Genomic DNA, 16,464 nt, shown 5'->3' with positions numbered 1-16,464 from the left:
AATCCAGTAATGACGACGGCAATCGGGCAGGACAGCGGTCTGACGCTGCGGCATGTGAGCAAGCGCTTCAACGACGATGCGGCGCCCCCGGTGCTCGATCGCATCGACTTGTCGATTGCGAGCGGCGAGTTCGTGAGCATCGTCGGGGCGAGCGGGTGCGGCAAGTCGACGTTGCTGCGGCTCATCGCAGGGCTGGACGGCGATCACGAAGGCGAGATCGAGTTCGACGGCAAGCGCGTCGTGACCACCGATTTGTCGCGCGGGATCGTGTTTCAGGACCATCGGCTGTTTCCGTGGCTCGATGTCGCGCAGAACGTGGCCGTTGCGTTGCGCAATGCGCCGCTGTCGAAAGCGGAGAAAGCGCGGGCGGTGGCGGAACATGTCGAGCTCGTCGGGTTGAAGGGATACGAGCGGCATTATCCGCATCAGTTGTCGGGCGGGATGGCGCAGCGTGTGGCGATTGCGCGCGGGCTCGTCAATCGGCCGCGATTGCTGCTGCTCGATGAACCTTTCGGCGCGCTCGATGCGCTCACGCGCAGCCGTTTGCAACTGGAATTGCAACGCATATGGGAGCGGGAACGAATCACGATGGTGCTCGTCACGCACGATGTGGAAGAGGCAGTACTGCTCTCGGATCGGATCGTGGTGATGCAGGCGCGGCCCGGGCGCATCGGCGAAGTGATCGACGTGGGATTGGCGAGGCCGCGGAAGGTGGGGGATCGCGAGGTCGCCGGGTTGAGGGACGACATCGTCGATACGTTCTTCACGGAAGCCGCCTAAAGCTGCGCCTCGATCGCAGCTTTGTCGATGACGGACCAGACCTTGGCGATTTTCCCTTCGCGGAATTCGTAGAACACGTTCTCGCAGAAAACGACGCGTTTTCCGTCGATGCGCAGTCCCATGAATTCCCCTACCGGCGTGCATTCGAACCGCAACCGGCACGCGACGCGCGGCGGCTCTTCAATCAGCAGTTGAATATCGAAGAGGAGATCCGGTATCTCGCGAAAGTCTTTTTTCAGCATTTCGCGGTAATCATCGAGCGTCAGCGCCCGCTCGTTGTACTGCACCGCGTCGTGAACGTATGTGCCGAGATTCGGCCAGTCCTGCGCGTTCAGACAGGCAATGTAGCCGCGATAGAGATCTGAAAGCATGGGATGCGCTCCGGTTAGGGGCGATGTCTGTACGCCTCGAGCCGACGCGAGGACGAGTTGGGTTGTGAGTCGCTTACTTCGCGGTCCAGTGCCACGGTCCAGGCCGTGACGCCGACCGCTAGTCAACGCGGAGCCACCGACCCGATTCCGGGCACACGGCGGCCGGTGCACCGTTCAACCGGACTTGCTCTTCCTTGAGCTGTAGCGACGTCGGGCGGTCAACATCGAGGACGATCTTCAGCGCATTTCCAATATTGGCGTCTTCGATTGGAAGTTCCCACGTCAGAAAAATCTGGGTGAAGTCTTGGTCCGGGGCGAAGTCGGCCGGGAAAAACCTGTCGCTGCCGCGCTGAACGACGCCGTGGGGCTGGGCCGTATCGAAAATCACGGCTGTTCCGCGCTTAAGGGGAATGCGTTGGCCCGTAGAGGGAAAGTGCAAGTCCAGACCCTTGTCTTCGCTCAGGAAGAGATTGCAAAAGGCGGCACCGCCATATTGCTCGCCATCATGGTGATGTTTCGCGCCACGACAGGCCATCAGCGCCATGGGGCTGTCGGCAAGCACCGCGGGCAGTCCCAGGGCGCCTGTCCAGTCGGACATGGCCTGCACGCACCGCTTGTAGTCCGGCCAGCGCACTTGCGTACGCGCCAGATGCATTGCCTCGACATCCCCAGGTTCCAGGGCGAGCCGGGTCGCTGTCTCTCTTTGCCAATCCGCAAGCACGGACGCACAAGGCGCAGGCACATCGAGCGTGCCCGATAAAACGATGTCGCTTACGTTACGACTGCGGATGGCGTCGCCGCTCCAAAAAAAGGAAGTCAGCATATCTCGCATTCGACGCCGTCAAAGATGGAGTTCATCGATGCATTGTAACGATTCAGCCCGGTCATCCCGGCAGAGATCGGCCAATCTCTGTCTCTCGCCGATGCGATGTCCGAGACGCTTGATCGGCTGTTACGCCTCCGCGCCCGTCGCCGGGGCGAGCGCATCGGCGGCCCCGGCGGCAAGCGAACATACGTCGAACGGTAATCCTCTCGCGGTGCCTGGACGTTTATACAGTCCCCTGTTTCAGGAAGCGAGTGCGCATTGGCTTGAGCGCGAAGAGCGCGAGTAGGGCGGTGACGATGTCCAGCGTGATCGCGACGCTGAAGACCGGCACCCAGCTTTGCGCATGCTGATGCAACAGCGCCGCGAGCGGTCCACCGAAGATCGAGCCGATGCCCTGAGAGATGTACAGCCAGCCGTAGTTCTCGGTCGCGTGGCGTGTGCCGAACGTATCGGTCAGCGTGGACGGGAAGAGCGAAAAGATTTCGCCCCAGCCGAAGAACACCACGCCCGAGAGCAGCACGAACAGCACGGCGTTGTCGCGCGTGAGGAGCCACAGCGCCATCGCCACGCCTTCGAGCGCGAACGCGAAGAACATCGTGTTTTCACGGCCGAAGCGATCGGACACCCAGCCGAACAGCGGACGCGTGAGGCCGTTCGTGAAGCGGTCGATAGTCAGCGCGAGCGGCAGCGCGGCCATGCCGAACACGACGACCTTCGTAATGCCGAAATCCGCCGCGAAGGTCGCCATCTGCGAGGTGACCATGAGGCCCGAGGTGGACATCATCGTCATCATGGCGAACATGAGCCAGAAGAGCGGCGACTTCATCATCTGCGAAGGACGAAGATTCGTCACGCCCGATGCCGCCGCAGCCGACGCCGGCCCGAGCGCCGCATCGCGCGGCACGCGCAGACCCTGCGACGCGACAAAGCCCACGATCGCGAAGGCGATGCCGTAGATCCAAAGCGTGGCGTCGAGTCCGCGCGTCGCAAGCGATGCCGAGATCGGGAACGTGGTTACGATCGCGCCCATGCCGTAGCCCGCCGCCACCGCGCCGGCCGCGAAGCCGCGCCGGTCCGGGAACCAGCGCACCATCAGCCCGACGACGCCGACATACACGATGCCCGTGCCGAGTCCGCCGATGAGACCATACGTGAGATAGAGCATCGACGTGCTCGTGGCCATCGACGCCAGCACCCAGCTCAGGCCCGACATCACCGTGCCGAGCGAGATCAGGAGGCGCGGCCCGAAACGGTCGATCAGCTTGCCCTGAAACGGCGAAAAGAACGTCTGCAGGATGATGAGCATCGAGAAGGTCACCTGCAGCTCCGGCAGCGGCACGCCGAGCTTCGCCGACAGTGGCTTCGTCAGCAGCGTCCAGACGTATTGCGGGCTGGAGATCGCCATCATGCAGAGGAGGCCCAGGCCGAGCTGGAGCCAGCGGTTATGTGCGACGACGGCGGGCGAGGGCATTGCGGCATCGTCGTGCATCGGCTGGATGCGAGAGTTCATTGCGTTCCCCGGTGGTATTGCGAATCAAAAGGATGAGAGGCGCCGTCCGGTCCGACGAATCGCGGGACCGGACGATGAAACGACTGCGAATGGCGATGTGCCCTGAAGCGTTACCAGCCTGCGACGCCGCCGTCGCTGCGCGGATCGTGTCCGCCCTCGAACGAACCGTCGGAATGACGAACGATCGCGCCGGCATGACCCATCGCTTCGTCGTAGGCGGCGAGCACTTCGACGTCGTGCCCGAGGGCGCGCAGTGCGTCGACGGTCGGGGCGGCAAAGCGCGCTTCGAGCTTCAGCGAATCGGTGGACTGGCCCCAGGTGCGGCCGAGCAGCCAGCGCGGCGCATCGATCGCGGCCTGCGGATTCCAGCCGAATCGCGCGATGCGCGAGAACACCGCGCTCTGCGACTGCGGCTGGCCGTCGCCGCCCATGTTGCCGTACACCATGGTGCGGCCGTCGGCGAAATGCGCGAGGGCGGGATTGAGCGTGTGAAAGGGGCGGCGGCCCGGCATCAGCGGATTTAGCGACGAAGGGTCGAGCGAGAAGCTGCAGCCGCGGTTCTGCCAGTTGATGCCCGACTGCGGCAGCACGATTCCGCTGCCGAACTCGTGATAGATGCTCTGGATGAAGCTGACCGCGACGCCATCGCGATCGATGACGCCCATCCACACCGTATCGCCCGGGCCTCGGCCCTGACCCCACGGCGCGGCGCGCGACATCGACACCTGAGAGGCCATCGCGTCGAGCGCGGCGGGATCGAGCTGCGTGACCGGGTCGATGCGCATATGGTCCGGATCGGTCACGTGCTCGTCGCGCACCTTGAAGGCGAGCTTGGTCGCCTCGACGCACGCGTGCACGAACTCGGGGCCGAGCGGGTCCATGTCGTGGGTAAGCAGGCGGTCCAGCACGCCGAGGATCAGCAGCGAGACGAGGCCTTGCGTGGGCGGCGGCATGTTGTAGACGGTGCCGAGTGTGTGCCGCAGCGCGAGCGGCGTGCGCGCGCAGGCGCGGTGCCGCTCGAGGTCGTCGAGCGTGACGAGCGTTTCCAGCGATGCGAGATCGCTCGCGATGCTGCGCGCGAGGTCGCCGCGATAGAAGTCGTCGAGACCGGCATCCGCGAGGCGTTGCAGCGTCGCGGCAAGCCGCGCGTTGACGAAGCGCTCGCCGGTGTGCGGCGCACGTGAATCAGGGAGAAAGGTCTGCGCGAAGCCGGGCACGGTTTCCAGTTCTGCGCGCTTGCCCGCAATGCAATCGGCCTGGCTGCGCGTGACCGGGATGCCGTCCCTCGCGTAATAAATGGCGTCTTCGAGCAGCCGCGCGACAGTCAGGCGACCGCCGAGCACGTCTTTCGAGTAGCGATGCGCGAAGTCCCAGCCCGACACCGTGCCGGCGACGGTATTGGCCGCGAGCGGGCCGCGTGGGGGAATCGCGCTCAGACCGAGTGAGCGATACGTGTCGATGCTGGCGCGCATCGCGGCCGCGCCGCATGCCTCGATGCCGACGGGCGCGTGGCCGGGGCGCGAGATCAGCCAGAAGCCGTCTCCCCCGATGCTGTTCATGTGCGGATAGACCACCGCGATGGTCGCGGCGGCGGCGATCATCGCCTCCACCGCGTTTCCGCCTTCGCGCAGGACGGCGAGCGCGCTTTGCGAGGCGAGCGCGTGCGGCGCGACCGCCATGCCGCGCGATCCGCGCGTGGGATTCAGTGTGTTGGCAGCGGCTTGCGCGTGTTCCAGAAGCATTGACGTTTCCTTGTATACAACGAAACGACCAATGCGAGATCCGTGCCAACGCTTGGTAATAACCCTGATCAGGCTTGCCGGATAAGGCTTGCAGCGCCGCGTCGACGACGCCGATGCGAAGCCTCGTGATGTCGTCAGATGGTGCGCCGAGGCCTTGCCGGTGCGTGCTCGACGGCTTCGCGCCCTGTCCCGGTGCGCGCGGCGAGCAGGCGCTGCATGGTGAGGCCGCTCACGCTGGCCTGGCTTCCGCGGATATGGCGCGACACGAGTTCGACACCGAGCGCGCCGTCGCCGCGGCGAATGGCGTCGAGAATCGCAGCGTGTTCGTCATAGGTTTCGGCGATGCAGTCGCCCTGCACCAGGTCGAGCCGCCGCACCACGCGAATGCGGTCGGTGACGCGCTGCATCGCCGAGGTGAGCTCGTCGTTGCCCGCCGCCGCGACGAGCGAGTGATGGAGCGCTTCGTCCAGTTCGACGAGCTTGCGGCCATCGGTGATGCGCCGCGCGCGCCCGATTTTCCAGATGCGATCGAGCGCATCGAGCAGCAGATGCAGCTTAGCCTGCGGCGTCTGCGCGTCGCAGAGTTTGCGCACGGCGAAGGTTTCGATCATCTGGCGCATCTCGTAGAGGTCGTCGAAGCGCTTGTTGTCGATCGGCACGACTTCCCAGCCGCCGCGCACATAGCCCTGCATCAGACCGTCGCTCTGAAGCCGCTGCAGGGCTTCGCGCGCGGGCGTGCGCGAGACCGCGAAGCGTTCGGCGATGGCGCCCTCCGTAAGCCGGTCGCCCGGCAGGAGATGCATGTCGAAGATTTCGTCGCGCAGCGTGTAATAGACGCGATCCGCGCGCGAAAGCGTAGCGTGCAGTGCGATGGCGGGGCGCTCCTCGGGCGTCATGTTCACGTCGCGCCGGCTTCGCTTTCGCTTTCGTCCTGGGCGAGCAACTGGCTGTCGGGCAGCCGGAAGGGCACGAGGTTGTCGGCGTTGTTGGCTTCCACCAGCCGGATCATTTGCAGCATGAAGACGTCGCGCTCCACAGGCGAAAGATGCTCGATGGTGCGCTCGTGCGCGCGCTGCACGGCGGCGGCCATCTTCCTGACCAGGCGTTTGCCCGCCGGCGTGAGTTTGACGAGCCGCAGCCGCTTGTCATGTTCGGCCTGCGTGCGGCTGACGAGCCCGCGCGCGTTGAGTCGCGGAATGACTTCCGCGACGCTGGAGCGCTCCAGTCCGACTTCGATGGCGAGCGAGTTCTGATCCATCTCGCCGAGCGATTCCAGCGCCGTGAGCAAACTGTATTGCACCGGCGTGATGTTGAACTCGCTCGTTTCCTGCACGAACAGGAACGTATGGATCTGATGCATGCGGCGAATCAGAAAGCCGGGCCGCGCAAACAGCGGCGAGCGCGCCTGCCGCTGCGCAAGCTCCGCGCGAACGCTTTCGATGTCGATGTGATCGGTGACGGTGTTTCGCATGTCAGCGACTTCCGTGGAAAGAGGGACGAGCGTCGGACGCTCCGATGCCGCATTCTAGGCCGAAATCGCGGCGCGCCGCAAATGCGGGGTACACCGACGAATCACCATAAGAAGGCATCGCGCATGGGCGTGGTGCGGGAACGCGTCGGTGCTCTCCGAGTTGGTGCGAGGCAGTTTGCGAAGCTCCGTGGAATGGCACGTATCTGGCGTTGAAGAACACTGCTAACTGAATGATTCGGACGAAGAAAATTCGTTCGTAAATCGATGCATAAAAACCGGCATACAACTTGCGGTACACCACGCATCTTTCGACTCGGCCAGGCGCACAGTACATGTCACAAGTTCTGCTCAAGGGAGGGCGCGTCATCGACCCGGCCCAGAAAATCGACGCCACGCTCGACGTCCTGGTGGACAACGGCGTCATTGCCGCAATCGGCGCCGCTGCCGCGAGCCAGGCACATCAGGCGGAACTCGTCGATTGCGGCGGCAAGCTGGTGCTGCCCGGTCTCATCGATACGCACGGCCACATCTATCAGTACGTGACGGGCCGCTTCGGCTTGAATGCCGATCAGTGCGGCGTGCAGTCGGGCGTCACGACGATCGTCGATCAGGGCGGTCCGAGCTGCATCACGATTCCGGGCTTTCGTCATTACGTAGCGGAGCGTTCGGCCACGCGCGTGCTCGCGTTCATCTCCGCCTATCTCGTCGGCGGGCTCGAAGGTCACTACTATCCGGACCTGTATCGCCCCGACTGTCTGGATGCCGATGCGACCATCAAGTCCATCAAGGCCAATCCCGATCTGGTGAAGGGCATCAAGGCGCATGCGGAAATCGGCGGCTTCGCGCGCTGGGGCCTCGACGTGATGAAGATCGCCGCGCAGATTGGCCGTGGCGCGCAACTGCCCCTGTACATCCACTTCGGCCAGTTGTGGCCGAAGCCACAGAGCGGCGGCCTGCCGGTCCAGCCGGACTGCATCTTCAATCAGGTGGTCGAGACCCTCAAGCCCGGCGATATCCTCGCGCATCCGTTCAGCCGTCATCCGGGCGGCTTCGTGGAGGAGAACGGGCAACTGCATCCGCTCGTGCACGAAGCGGTCGCGCGCGGCCTGAAGATCGACGTCGGCCACGGCTCGCATTTCAGCTTCAGGACGGCGCGCATCGTGCTCGATGCGGGCGTCGTGCCCGACACGCTCGGCGCGGACATGCACGGCTACAACACACACGTGCCCGCGCCAGCCGGCACGCCCGACAGCCATCCCGACGAAGAGCATTCGTTCCTCGGCCGCACGCAGTTCAGCCTTGTCAGCGCGATGACCAGCATGCTCGCGCTCGGCCTGCCGCTCGATCACGTCGTCGCCATGACGACGTGCAACGCCGCGAAGATGGTCGGCATGGAGGGCGAGATCGGCACGCTCAAGGTGGGACGCGGCGCAGACATCAGCGTGCTCGACGACCGGCGCGGGCGCTGGGTGCTGGAGGACAACGAAGGCACGCAGGTCATCACCGACCGCATGCTGGCGCCGCTCTTCTGCCTGCGCGACGGCGTGCGCCACGACGCCGTTTCGCCGACCCTGCCGCTCGCGCGCGCCGCCTGAGAATGCGAGGTTCATACGATGATCAAACGTCTGCATAGACAGGGCGGCGGCGATAGCGCGCAAGGCATCGGCGCATCGCTCACGCGCAAGGAAGACGAGCGCTTCATGCACGGGCGCGGCGAATACGTGCCCAATATCCGCATGGTCGGCATGGTCGATGTGGCGTTCGTGCGCAGCCCGATCGCGCATGGTCATATCGTCGGCATCGAGAAGCCGGAGGGCTTCGAACACGCGATCTACACGCTTGGCGACATGGAAGGCGTGAAGCCTGTCGTCGCGAATTCGGGCCTGCCGGGCTTCAAGTCTTCCGAGCAGCCGGTGCTCGCGAGCGGCAAGGTGCGGCAGGTCGGCGAGATCATTGCAATGTGCGTGGCCGCGACGCGCGCGCAGGCCGAGGACATTGCCGCGCAGGTTTTCGTCGATTTCGAGGAGCTGCCCGCCGTGGTCGACATGATCGACGCGCGCCGCGACGATTCCGCGCTCGTGCACGAACACTGGGGCGACAACGTCTTCCTCGAAACTTTCGTCGATGCGAACCCTGACGTCGATCTCGACGCGATCCGCCGCGACGCGCCGATCCGCGTGCATCGCAAGCTGCGCACGGCGCGCCAGAGCATGGCGCCGATGGAAGGGCGCGGCTGCGTTGCGCACTGGGACCGGCGGCTGTCGCAACTGATCCTGCACACGTCCGCGCAGATGCCGCACATCACGCGCACCGGGCTTGCGCAATGTCTCGGCCTCGACGAAGGGCAAGTGCGCGTGATCGCGCCGGACGTGGGCGGCGGCTTCGGCTACAAAGGCATTCTGCTGCCCGAGGAAGTCTGCTGCGGCTGGCTCGCGATGCAACTGGAGAAGCCCGTGCGCTGGATCGAGGATCGCCGCGAACAACTCACGGCGAATGCGAACTGCCGCGAGCACGACTACGACATTACCGGCTACGCCGATCGCGACGGCCGCCTGCTCGCGGTCGAATGCGAGGCGCATGTGGATTCGGGCGCGTATTCGTCGTATCCGTTCTCGGCGTGTCTGGAGGCGGCGCAGATCGGCAGCATCCTGCCGGGGCCGTACAAGATGGAGCGCTTCCGGTGCCGCACGTGGTCGGTCGCGACCAACAAGCCGCCGATCCTGCCGTATCGCGGCGTGGCGCGCACCGGCGTGTGCTACGCGATCGAAACCGTCATGGATGCGATCGCGCTCGAAGCGGGCATCGAGCCCTATGAGGTGCGTCTGCGCAATCTCGTCGAGCCGCACGAGATGCCCTACGACAACATCACCAGGAAGCATTTCGACAGCGGCGACTATCCCGAGGCGGTGCGCCGCGCGATGGCCGCGATCGACCTGTCCGCGGTTCGCGCGCGGCAGCGTCGCGGCGAGCCGGACGGCAGGCGCATCGGTTTCGGCATGTCGGTGTTCTGCGAGCAGGGCGCGCACGGCACGTCGGTGTATCACGGCTGGGGCATTCCGATGGTGCCGGGCTACGAGCCGGCGGTCATCCGCCTCACGCCCGACGGCGTGCTCGAAGTGCGCGTGGGCGTGCATTCGCACGGGCAGAGCATGGAAACGACGCTCGCGCAGATCGCGCACGAAGTGCTCGGCATCGACACCGACCGCGTGCGCATCGTGCTCGGCGACACCGGCGTCACGCCTTATTCCACCGGCACCTGGGGCTCGCGCTCGATCGTGATGGCAGGCGGCGCGGTGGGCCGCGCATCGAAGGAACTGAAGGAGCGGCTCCTGAAGATCGGCGCGCATCTGCTCGGCGAACCCTCGAGCGAGGTGCGCTGGGAAAACGGCGCGGTGGTCGGCAGACAGGCGTCGCGCAGCCTGCGGGAAATCGCGCGGACCTGGTATCTCGCGCCGCAACTGCTGCCGTCCGATGTCGATCCGCGCGGCCTCGAAGTCTCGACGTCCTATCAGGCGAAGCGCGATTCGGGCACCTTCAGCTACGCGTGCCACGCGGTGGTCGTCGCGGTCGATCCGGCGCTCGGGCAGACGGAGATTCTAGATTACGTGATCGTGGAAGACGGCGGCGTGCTCATCAATCCGATGGTGGTCGACGGACAGGTCTACGGCGGCGCGGCGCAGGGCATCGGCACAGCGCTCTACGAGGCGATGCCGTACAGCGACGACGGCCAGCCGCTCGCCTCGACGCTCGCCGACTACATCCTGCCCGGCGCGACCGAAGTGCCCGCCATTCGCATCGAACACATGGAAACGCCCGCGCCATACACCGAGTTCGGGCAGAAGGGCATCGGCGAGAGCGGGGCGATCGGTCCGCCCGCCGCGCTTGCCAATGCTGTCAACGATGCGTTGCGCGGACTCGGCGTGCGCATCGACCAGTTGCCGGTCACGCCGCGCCTCGTCGTCGAAGCGCTCGCGAAGGAGCGCGAACGCCAGGCCCGCGCGATGAAAGGAATGCCCGCATGAAAGCCGCGACCTACGATTATGCAAAGCCGCTCACCTGCGACGAGGCGATCGCGCTCATCGTCCCGACCGGCGGCATGGGCAAGTTCGTGTCCGGCAGCCAGTCGCTCGGGCCGATGATGAACCTGCGCCTCGCGCAGCCGGAAATGCTCGTCGATCTGCGCGGCATCGCGGCGCTGCGTGCATGCCGCATCGAAGGGGAGACGGTCACGCTCGGCGCATGCCTCACGCATGCGCAGATCGAGGACGGCAAGGTCGAGACCGGCACACGCGGACTCATGGAATATGTGGCGCGCGGCATCGCGTATCGCGCGGTGCGCAATCGCGGCACGCTCGGCGGCAGTCTCGCCCACGCCGATCCCGCTGCGGACTGGATCAACACGATGTGCGCGCTCGATGCGCAGTTTCTGGTCGCGGGACCGGGCGGCGCGCGCGTGATCGACGGCGGCGACTGGATGGCCGGCGCATTCACGACCGCGCTCGAAGCCGACGAGATCCTGACCGGCGTGCGCTTCGCGCGTCTTTCGCCGACGGCGCGCTGGAGCTACTACAAGTTCAACCGCAAGCCGGGCGAGTTCGCCGAGGCCATCGCGGTGTTCATCGACGATGCGGCGCGCGGCGTGTGCCGTGCCGTGATCGGCGCGATCGACGCACCGCCCTTCGCCATCGACGATGCGCGCGATCTGCTGCGCGACGCCAATCCGCAAACCTCGTGTTTCGATGCACATCTCGAAGCGGCGGGCATCGAAGCGGGAAGCTATGAACATGAAGTGCATCGCGTCGCGCTCGTGCGCGCGGCGGCGGCCATTCGCAATCAGGACGGAAAAGCACCATGAGCGACGCATTCATCAAGACGATCGAACTCGTCGTCAACCGTGCGCCGGTCGTGGACCGCGTCGAGCCGCGCACGAGTCTCGCCGATTTCCTGCGCGAGCAGCGCATGTTGTGCGGCACCAACATCGGTTGCGAGCAGGGCGTATGCGGCGCATGCACGATCGACGTGGACGGCGTGCCGACCCGTTCGTGCATCACTCCCGCGATCAGTTGCGCGGGGAGCGCCGTGCGCACCATCGAAGGCTTCGACGACGACGCCATCATGAACGAGCTGCGCGCGGCCTTCAGCGCCGAACACGCGCTGCAATGCGGCTACTGCACGCCGGGCATGCTGATGACCGCGCGCGACATCGTCACGCGCCTGCCCGATGCCGACGACGCGCGCGTGCGCCTCGAACTCTCCGGCAACCTGTGCCGCTGCACGGGCTACGTGGGCATCGTCCGCGCGATCCGCCGCGTGCTCGATGCGCGTCGCGCCCGCGCCGCAGCCCCGCTCGCGGCCGCCGCCGCGACCGCCTGAAACACTCATACGGAATTCGCGCCATGGAAATCGAACAAAGCTTCACCGTCCCTTATCCGCGCCATGCCGTATGGGCGCGCTTTCACGACACGCCCGGGATCGTCGCGTGCCTGCCGGGCGCCTCGCTCACAGCGCCAGTCGCGAACGGCATGCTCAAGCTCGCGATGACCGTCAAGCTCGGGCCGATCGTCGCGTCGTTCGCGGGCGACGGCGCGATGCAGCTCGACGATGCGCAGTATCGCGGCAGCATCACGGGAACGGGTGTGGACCGGAAGAGTTCGTCGCGCGTGAAGGGCGTGGCGTCGTTCGCGCTCGAAGCCACGGCGGCGAGCGAAACGCGTGTCGACGTGAAGGTGGACTACACGATCGGCGGCAGCCTCGCGCAGTTTTCGCGCGGCGGGATCGTGAAGGAACTGGCGACGCGCATGACCGAAGCGTTCGCCGAAAATCTCAAGGCGAAGCTCGACGTCGCGGACACGGCAGCAGGCAGCGCGCTGGTGCAGGCCGCAGCGCCGGCCGTCGTGCAGGAAGCCGAAGCGCCCGCCCCGAAGACGCGCGTGGAACCGCGTCCGGGAGTGCGTGCGGCATCGGCGAAAGCGGCAAACGCGCCGCTCGATGTCGGCAATCTGTTCTGGAAGATGCTGTGGTCGCGCCTGCGCGGACTGTTCAGCTTCGCGGCCCGCTGACCATGCGCACCGACGATGCCAACGCACGCGCGCTGAGCCGCGTTCACGCGGTGCGTCCGCAATGGCGCGCGGTCGTGGCGGCGCGCGACGCGGTGCGTCTGCCGGACTTCACGCTGCTGCATGCGGGGCCGCCGTTCGACAATCCGCGCGAGCCGTCCGCGCCGGTGCGTTCGTCTGCGGTCCTGTGCTGTCTGTACGAAGGCTGGGCGAAGGATGAAGTGCACGCCGAACGGCTGATCGCGCAAGGAGAAGTGCGGCTCGAATGCGCGCAGGCGTATGGCGTGGTGACGCCGCTCGCGGCCGTGATCTCGCCGCGCACGATGCTCGTCGAGGTGAACGACGCGAACGATTCCGCCGCGCGTGCGTGGTCCATGCTGGGCAGCGGCGCGGGTCCGCAGATTCGCTTCGGCGGCCGCGATCTGCGCATTCTCGATCGCATGAAATGGCGCGACCGAGTGCTCGCGCCCGCGCTCGATGCAGCGCTCGCTCGCGGCCCGCTCGATCTGCTGGCGCTGGCGCAAACCGGTCTCGATGATGGCGACGATCTGCACGCGCGCACCACGGCTGCCACCGCCGCACTGCGCGAGCTGCTCGCGCCGCGCCTCTCCGATGCATCCGGCGAGATCGACGCGATGCTCGCCCAGACGCCGCTTTTCTTCCTCACGCCGTGGATGGCCGCGTGCGCGCTCATGCTTTCGGCGGCGGCGCGCGCGGGCGATGCTTCATCGACGCTCGTGGTGGCGCTCGCGGGCAACGGCGAGCGCATCGGTATCCGGCTTGCGGGCGCGCCCTCACGGTGGATCACCGCCGACGCCCGCGCGCCGGAAGGACCGCGCATCGATCCGCACCAGCAGGCGGAGGCGGCGCCGCTGACCGGCGACAGCGGCGTCATCGACGCGGCCGGTTTCGGCGCGCAGGCGCTCGCGCCGGAGCCGGCGCAGGCGTTCGAGGCATTGTTGCCCGCCGGCTGGCGCGAGCGCCAGGCGCGCCTTTACACGGAGCCGCATCCCGCGTTCCCGCGGCTGCCCGGTGTGCTCGATGCCGCCCGCGTCGAGCGCGAAGGTATCGCGCCACTCGCCGCCATCGCGATGATCGGCGGCGACGGACGCGCAGGCCTGCTCGGGCGCGGTCTCTATGCGGCGCCGCCCGAACTCTTCGCGCGCGCAATGAGAAACCTTTCCGGCGACAACGCATGAGCGCAGAACCGATCAACCATCCGGCCACGCTCGCGGCGGTCGAAACCGCCTTCGACGAATACGAGCGCGCGCTCACGACCAACGACGTCGCCGTGCTCGACACGCTCTTCTGGATGAGTCCGCACACGCTGCGCTACGGCGCGACCGAAAACCTGCAAGGCTACGACGCCATCCGCGAGTTTCGGGCGCAGCGTCCGGGCAAGGGCCTGATGCGCACGATCGTCGACCGGTCGGTGACGAGCTTCGGCGCGGACTTCGCCGTGACGAACATCACGTTCTCGCGCGCAGGCGAGCCGCGCATCGGGCGCCAGTCGCAGACGTGGGCGCGTATCGACGGTCAATGGCGCGTGGTCGCCGCTCACGTCAGCTGGATGGACCCGTCATGACGCGGAACGATTTGCTGCAAGCAGGCCTCCACGGCGCATTCGTCGCCGATGGCTTCGCCTCGCTGCCGCCCGCCGCGCTGCCGCCGCGCACCGGCGATCGGCTCGCGACCTTGCGCCTCGCGGTGAAGGATGTCTTCGATATCGCCGGATTGCGCACCGGCGGCGGCAATCCGGCCTGGCGCGATCAGCAGCCGGTCGCCGCGCGCACCGCACTCGCCGTGCGTGCGCTGCTCGAAGAAGGCGCGCAGTGGATCGGCAAGACCGTCACCGACGAACTTACCTACAGCCTTGCCGGCGTCAACGCGCACTACGGCACGCCCGTGAATCCGGCGGACCCGGCGCGCATGCCGGGCGGATCGTCGTCGGGGTCGGTCGTGGCAGTCGCGGCGGGTCATGCGGACGTCGCGCTCGGCACCGATTGCGGCGGCTCCGTGCGCCTGCCGGCTAGCTATTGCGGCGTGTGGGGCATGCGGCCCACGCACGGCCGCATCGCGACCGACGGATGTCTCACGCTCGCGCACAGCTTCGACACGGTCGGCTGGTTCGCGCGCGATCCGCACACTCTCGCGCTCATGTTCGAGGTACTGGCGCAAAGCGTCGTCGGATCGAACGACGATGCATTCGCCGTTCACGTGCCGCGCAACCTGCTCGCCTGCGTCGATGCGCCCGTCGCGGCGCGCTTCGAGGCGTCGATCGAGGCGCTCGGCGAGCGCGTGAGCTTCGTCGCGCCGCAGGCACCGCTGCCTGACTGGGCGCAGACGTTCCGCGTGTTGCAGGCGGGGGAAATCGCCCAGCGATACGGAAAGTGGGCGCGCGAGCATTCGGCGAGCTTCGGTGCGGACGTCGGCGCGCGCTTCGCGATGAGCCTGACCATCACGCGCGAGCAGATCGCGCAGGCGCAGCGGCTTCGCGTTGAAGCGATCCACGCAATGGCCGAAGCCCTGCCGCAAGGCACCTACTGGCTGGTTCCGACGGTGCCGGGCGGCGCGCCGCGCGCCGATGCATCGGCGCAAACGGTCGATCACACGCGCGCCCGTGCGCAGCAGATGCTGTGCGTCGCCGGTCTCGCAGGCCTGCCGCAGGTGAGCATGCCGTGGACGCGCATCGGCAGCGCGCCGGTCGGCGTGTCCGTCATCGGCGCGCGCGGCGCGGACGAAGGCGTGTTGCGCGTCGCGCGCGCCGTGCACGAACTCATGCGGTAAGCGTCCGCGCGGGCGCGACCCGTTGCCGGACGAGCAAGCGTCTTTCCGATCGAAGCACACTCAGAGGAACGTCCATGACGAAGCATCTCACCGAAGCGCAGGTCGCGCACTTCAAGCAGCACGGCTATGTCTATCCGATGCGCGCGATCGACGCGCACGAGGCGGCGGAGTATCGCCGCATCATCGAACGGTACGAGGCGTCCTCCGGCGAGGACGTCAACAGGACGCTCAAGATCAAAGGTCATCTGGCCTTGCCGGCGATCGTCGAACTCGGCCGTCATCCGGCCATTCTGGATGCGGTCGAGGATCTCATCGGGCCGGACATCATGCTGTTCGGCGCGTCGATCTTCGCTAAAAACGGTCGTGATCCGCGCTATGTGTCCTGGCATCAGGACTCGACGTATTTCGGGCTGACGCCGCACGAGGAAGTGACCGTGTGGGTCGCGCTCACGCCGGCGAATTCGGTCAACGGCGTGCTGCGCGTGCTGCCCGGCTCGCACAGCGGGCCGGACCTCAAGCACGTCGAGACGTACGCGAAGGACAACATGCTCGCCAAGGGGCAGACGCTCGTCGACATCGACGAAAACCTGGCGGTCGAAATGCCGCTTGAGCCGGGCGAATTTTCGATGCATCACGAACGCACCGCGCACAGTTCGTTGCCGAATCGCTCGGATGATCGGCGCATCGGCTTCGCGTTCTTCTATGTGCCGGCGCATGTGCGATCCGTCACCGGCCGACGTCGGGCGACGCTCGTGCGCGGCGTCGATCGCTTCGGTCACTGGGATGCCGACACCTTGCCCGAATACGACTGCGATCCGCGGTCGATGAGCGAACTGGCGCAAACCTGGGGCAAGTACAAGGACGGTGAAGTCAGGCAGGCCGCGGACATGGCTGCGCCGCAATGAATCCGCTCAGACTCGT

Annotated in this window: 16 protein-coding genes; 10 read left to right on the top strand and 6 right to left on the bottom strand. The window is 66.4% G+C overall.

The window, feature by feature from the left end; translation table 11 throughout:
- Nucleotides 1–9: 9 nt before the first annotated feature.
- Nucleotides 10–780 carry an ABC transporter ATP-binding protein gene (locus NCR38_RS24625; protein ID WP_061119160.1) on the top strand — a complete coding sequence of 257 codons (771 nt, stop codon included), beginning with the start codon at nt 10–12 and terminating at the stop codon, nt 778–780.
- Here the strand turns inward: NCR38_RS24625 and NCR38_RS24620 are convergent.
- The 6 genes from NCR38_RS24620 to NCR38_RS24595 form a co-directional block, all read right to left on the bottom strand.
- The gene (locus NCR38_RS24620; protein ID WP_061119159.1) at nt 777–1,151 is read right to left on the bottom strand and encodes an ester cyclase; all 375 of its coding nucleotides are present in this window, start codon (nt 1,149–1,151) and stop codon (nt 777–779) included. The two genes, NCR38_RS24625 and NCR38_RS24620, sit on opposite strands and share 4 nt — an antisense overlap.
- A gap of 118 nt (nt 1,152–1,269) precedes the next feature.
- On the bottom strand, nt 1,270–1,974 hold the full coding sequence (locus NCR38_RS24615) for a hypothetical protein (RefSeq protein ID WP_061119264.1): 705 nt from the start codon (nt 1,972–1,974) through the stop codon (nt 1,270–1,272).
- Between the two features lie 226 nt (nt 1,975–2,200).
- On the bottom strand, nt 2,201–3,487 hold the full coding sequence (gene oxlT, locus NCR38_RS24610) for an oxalate/formate MFS antiporter (RefSeq protein ID WP_061119158.1): 1,287 nt from the start codon (nt 3,485–3,487) through the stop codon (nt 2,201–2,203).
- A 110-nt stretch (nt 3,488–3,597) separates the two neighbouring features.
- Nucleotides 3,598–5,229 (bottom strand): gamma-glutamyltransferase family protein, encoded by a 1,632-nt coding sequence (locus tag NCR38_RS24605; protein ID WP_061119157.1) that lies wholly within the window; start codon nt 5,227–5,229, stop codon nt 3,598–3,600.
- 134 nt (nt 5,230–5,363) lie between these two features.
- Complete coding sequence (locus tag NCR38_RS24600; protein WP_061119156.1) at nt 5,364–6,125, bottom strand: GntR family transcriptional regulator; 762 nt, start codon at nt 6,123–6,125, stop codon at nt 5,364–5,366.
- 2 nt (nt 6,126–6,127) lie between these two features.
- Nucleotides 6,128–6,700 carry a MarR family winged helix-turn-helix transcriptional regulator gene (locus NCR38_RS24595; protein WP_061119155.1) on the bottom strand — a complete coding sequence of 191 codons (573 nt, stop codon included), beginning with the start codon at nt 6,698–6,700 and terminating at the stop codon, nt 6,128–6,130.
- A gap of 332 nt (nt 6,701–7,032) precedes the next feature.
- Here NCR38_RS24595 and NCR38_RS24590 point away from each other — a divergent pair, with 332 nt between their 5' ends.
- The 9 genes from NCR38_RS24590 (at nt 7,033) to NCR38_RS24550 (ending at nt 16,448) form a co-directional block, all read left to right on the top strand.
- Nucleotides 7,033–8,295 carry an amidohydrolase/deacetylase family metallohydrolase gene (locus tag NCR38_RS24590; RefSeq protein WP_061119154.1) on the top strand — a complete coding sequence of 421 codons (1,263 nt, stop codon included), beginning with the start codon at nt 7,033–7,035 and terminating at the stop codon, nt 8,293–8,295.
- Nucleotides 8,296–8,313: 18 nt separating this feature from the next.
- A complete protein-coding gene (locus NCR38_RS24585; protein ID WP_061119153.1) occupies nt 8,314–10,722 on the top strand; it encodes a xanthine dehydrogenase family protein molybdopterin-binding subunit in 2,409 nt (802 codons plus the stop codon).
- Nucleotides 10,719–11,555 (top strand): xanthine dehydrogenase family protein subunit M, encoded by an 837-nt coding sequence (locus tag NCR38_RS24580; protein ID WP_061119152.1) that lies wholly within the window; start codon nt 10,719–10,721, stop codon nt 11,553–11,555. Before NCR38_RS24585 ends, NCR38_RS24580 begins: the two co-directional genes overlap by 4 nt.
- Nucleotides 11,552–12,073 carry a (2Fe-2S)-binding protein gene (locus NCR38_RS24575; protein ID WP_061119151.1) on the top strand — a complete coding sequence of 174 codons (522 nt, stop codon included), beginning with the start codon at nt 11,552–11,554 and terminating at the stop codon, nt 12,071–12,073. The genes NCR38_RS24580 and NCR38_RS24575 overlap by 4 nt, the downstream gene beginning before the upstream one ends.
- Before the next feature lie 23 nt (nt 12,074–12,096).
- Nucleotides 12,097–12,759: an SRPBCC family protein gene (locus NCR38_RS24570; RefSeq protein ID WP_061119150.1), complete on the top strand. Its 663-nt coding sequence runs from the start codon at nt 12,097–12,099 to the stop codon at nt 12,757–12,759.
- Nucleotides 12,760–12,761: 2 nt separating this feature from the next.
- Nucleotides 12,762–13,955, top strand: a complete 1,194-nt coding sequence (locus NCR38_RS24565) for a DUF1116 domain-containing protein (protein WP_061119149.1) — start codon at nt 12,762–12,764, stop codon at nt 13,953–13,955.
- On the top strand, nt 13,952–14,341 hold the full coding sequence (hpxZ, locus tag NCR38_RS24560; protein WP_061119148.1) for an oxalurate catabolism protein HpxZ: 390 nt from the start codon (nt 13,952–13,954) through the stop codon (nt 14,339–14,341). The genes NCR38_RS24565 and hpxZ overlap by 4 nt, the downstream gene beginning before the upstream one ends.
- Nucleotides 14,338–15,543, top strand: coding sequence for an amidase (locus tag NCR38_RS24555; RefSeq protein ID WP_061119147.1), 1,206 nt, complete (start codon nt 14,338–14,340; stop codon nt 15,541–15,543). The genes hpxZ and NCR38_RS24555 overlap by 4 nt, the downstream gene beginning before the upstream one ends.
- Before the next feature lie 74 nt (nt 15,544–15,617).
- Nucleotides 15,618–16,448 (top strand): phytanoyl-CoA dioxygenase family protein, encoded by an 831-nt coding sequence (locus NCR38_RS24550; RefSeq protein WP_061119146.1) that lies wholly within the window; start codon nt 15,618–15,620, stop codon nt 16,446–16,448.
- Nucleotides 16,449–16,464: the final 16 nt, after the last annotated feature.

Origin of the sequence: Caballeronia sp. INML1 (genome assembly GCF_023631085.1) — a bacterium.
Taxonomy (GTDB): domain Bacteria; phylum Pseudomonadota; class Gammaproteobacteria; order Burkholderiales; family Burkholderiaceae; genus Caballeronia; species Caballeronia turbans.
Note: the sequence above shows the minus strand (reverse complement) of the source record. Positions and strands in the feature narration are given on the sequence as shown.

Excerpts from the sequence above, each read along its gene's own strand:
- NCR38_RS24625 (WP_061119160.1), top strand. The coding sequence starts at position 10 with ATGACGACGGCAATCGGGCAGGACAGCGGTCTGACGCTGCGGCATGTG.
- NCR38_RS24620 (WP_061119159.1), bottom strand. The coding sequence starts at position 1,151 with ATGCTTTCAGATCTCTATCGCGGCTACATTGCCTGTCTGAACGCGCAG.
- NCR38_RS24615 (WP_061119264.1), bottom strand. The coding sequence starts at position 1,974 with ATGCTGACTTCCTTTTTTTGGAGCGGCGACGCCATCCGCAGTCGTAAC.
- oxlT (WP_061119158.1), bottom strand. The coding sequence starts at position 3,487 with ATGAACTCTCGCATCCAGCCGATGCACGACGATGCCGCAATGCCCTCG.
- NCR38_RS24605 (WP_061119157.1), bottom strand. The coding sequence starts at position 5,229 with ATGCTTCTGGAACACGCGCAAGCCGCTGCCAACACACTGAATCCCACG.
- NCR38_RS24600 (WP_061119156.1), bottom strand. The coding sequence starts at position 6,125 with ATGACGCCCGAGGAGCGCCCCGCCATCGCACTGCACGCTACGCTTTCG.
- NCR38_RS24595 (WP_061119155.1), bottom strand. The coding sequence starts at position 6,700 with ATGCGAAACACCGTCACCGATCACATCGACATCGAAAGCGTTCGCGCG.
- NCR38_RS24590 (WP_061119154.1), top strand. The coding sequence starts at position 7,033 with ATGTCACAAGTTCTGCTCAAGGGAGGGCGCGTCATCGACCCGGCCCAG.
- NCR38_RS24585 (WP_061119153.1), top strand. The coding sequence starts at position 8,314 with ATGATCAAACGTCTGCATAGACAGGGCGGCGGCGATAGCGCGCAAGGC.
- NCR38_RS24580 (WP_061119152.1), top strand. The coding sequence starts at position 10,719 with ATGAAAGCCGCGACCTACGATTATGCAAAGCCGCTCACCTGCGACGAG.
- NCR38_RS24575 (WP_061119151.1), top strand. The coding sequence starts at position 11,552 with ATGAGCGACGCATTCATCAAGACGATCGAACTCGTCGTCAACCGTGCG.
- NCR38_RS24570 (WP_061119150.1), top strand. The coding sequence starts at position 12,097 with ATGGAAATCGAACAAAGCTTCACCGTCCCTTATCCGCGCCATGCCGTA.
- NCR38_RS24565 (WP_061119149.1), top strand. The coding sequence starts at position 12,762 with ATGCGCACCGACGATGCCAACGCACGCGCGCTGAGCCGCGTTCACGCG.
- hpxZ (WP_061119148.1), top strand. The coding sequence starts at position 13,952 with ATGAGCGCAGAACCGATCAACCATCCGGCCACGCTCGCGGCGGTCGAA.
- NCR38_RS24555 (WP_061119147.1), top strand. The coding sequence starts at position 14,338 with ATGACGCGGAACGATTTGCTGCAAGCAGGCCTCCACGGCGCATTCGTC.
- NCR38_RS24550 (WP_061119146.1), top strand. The coding sequence starts at position 15,618 with ATGACGAAGCATCTCACCGAAGCGCAGGTCGCGCACTTCAAGCAGCAC.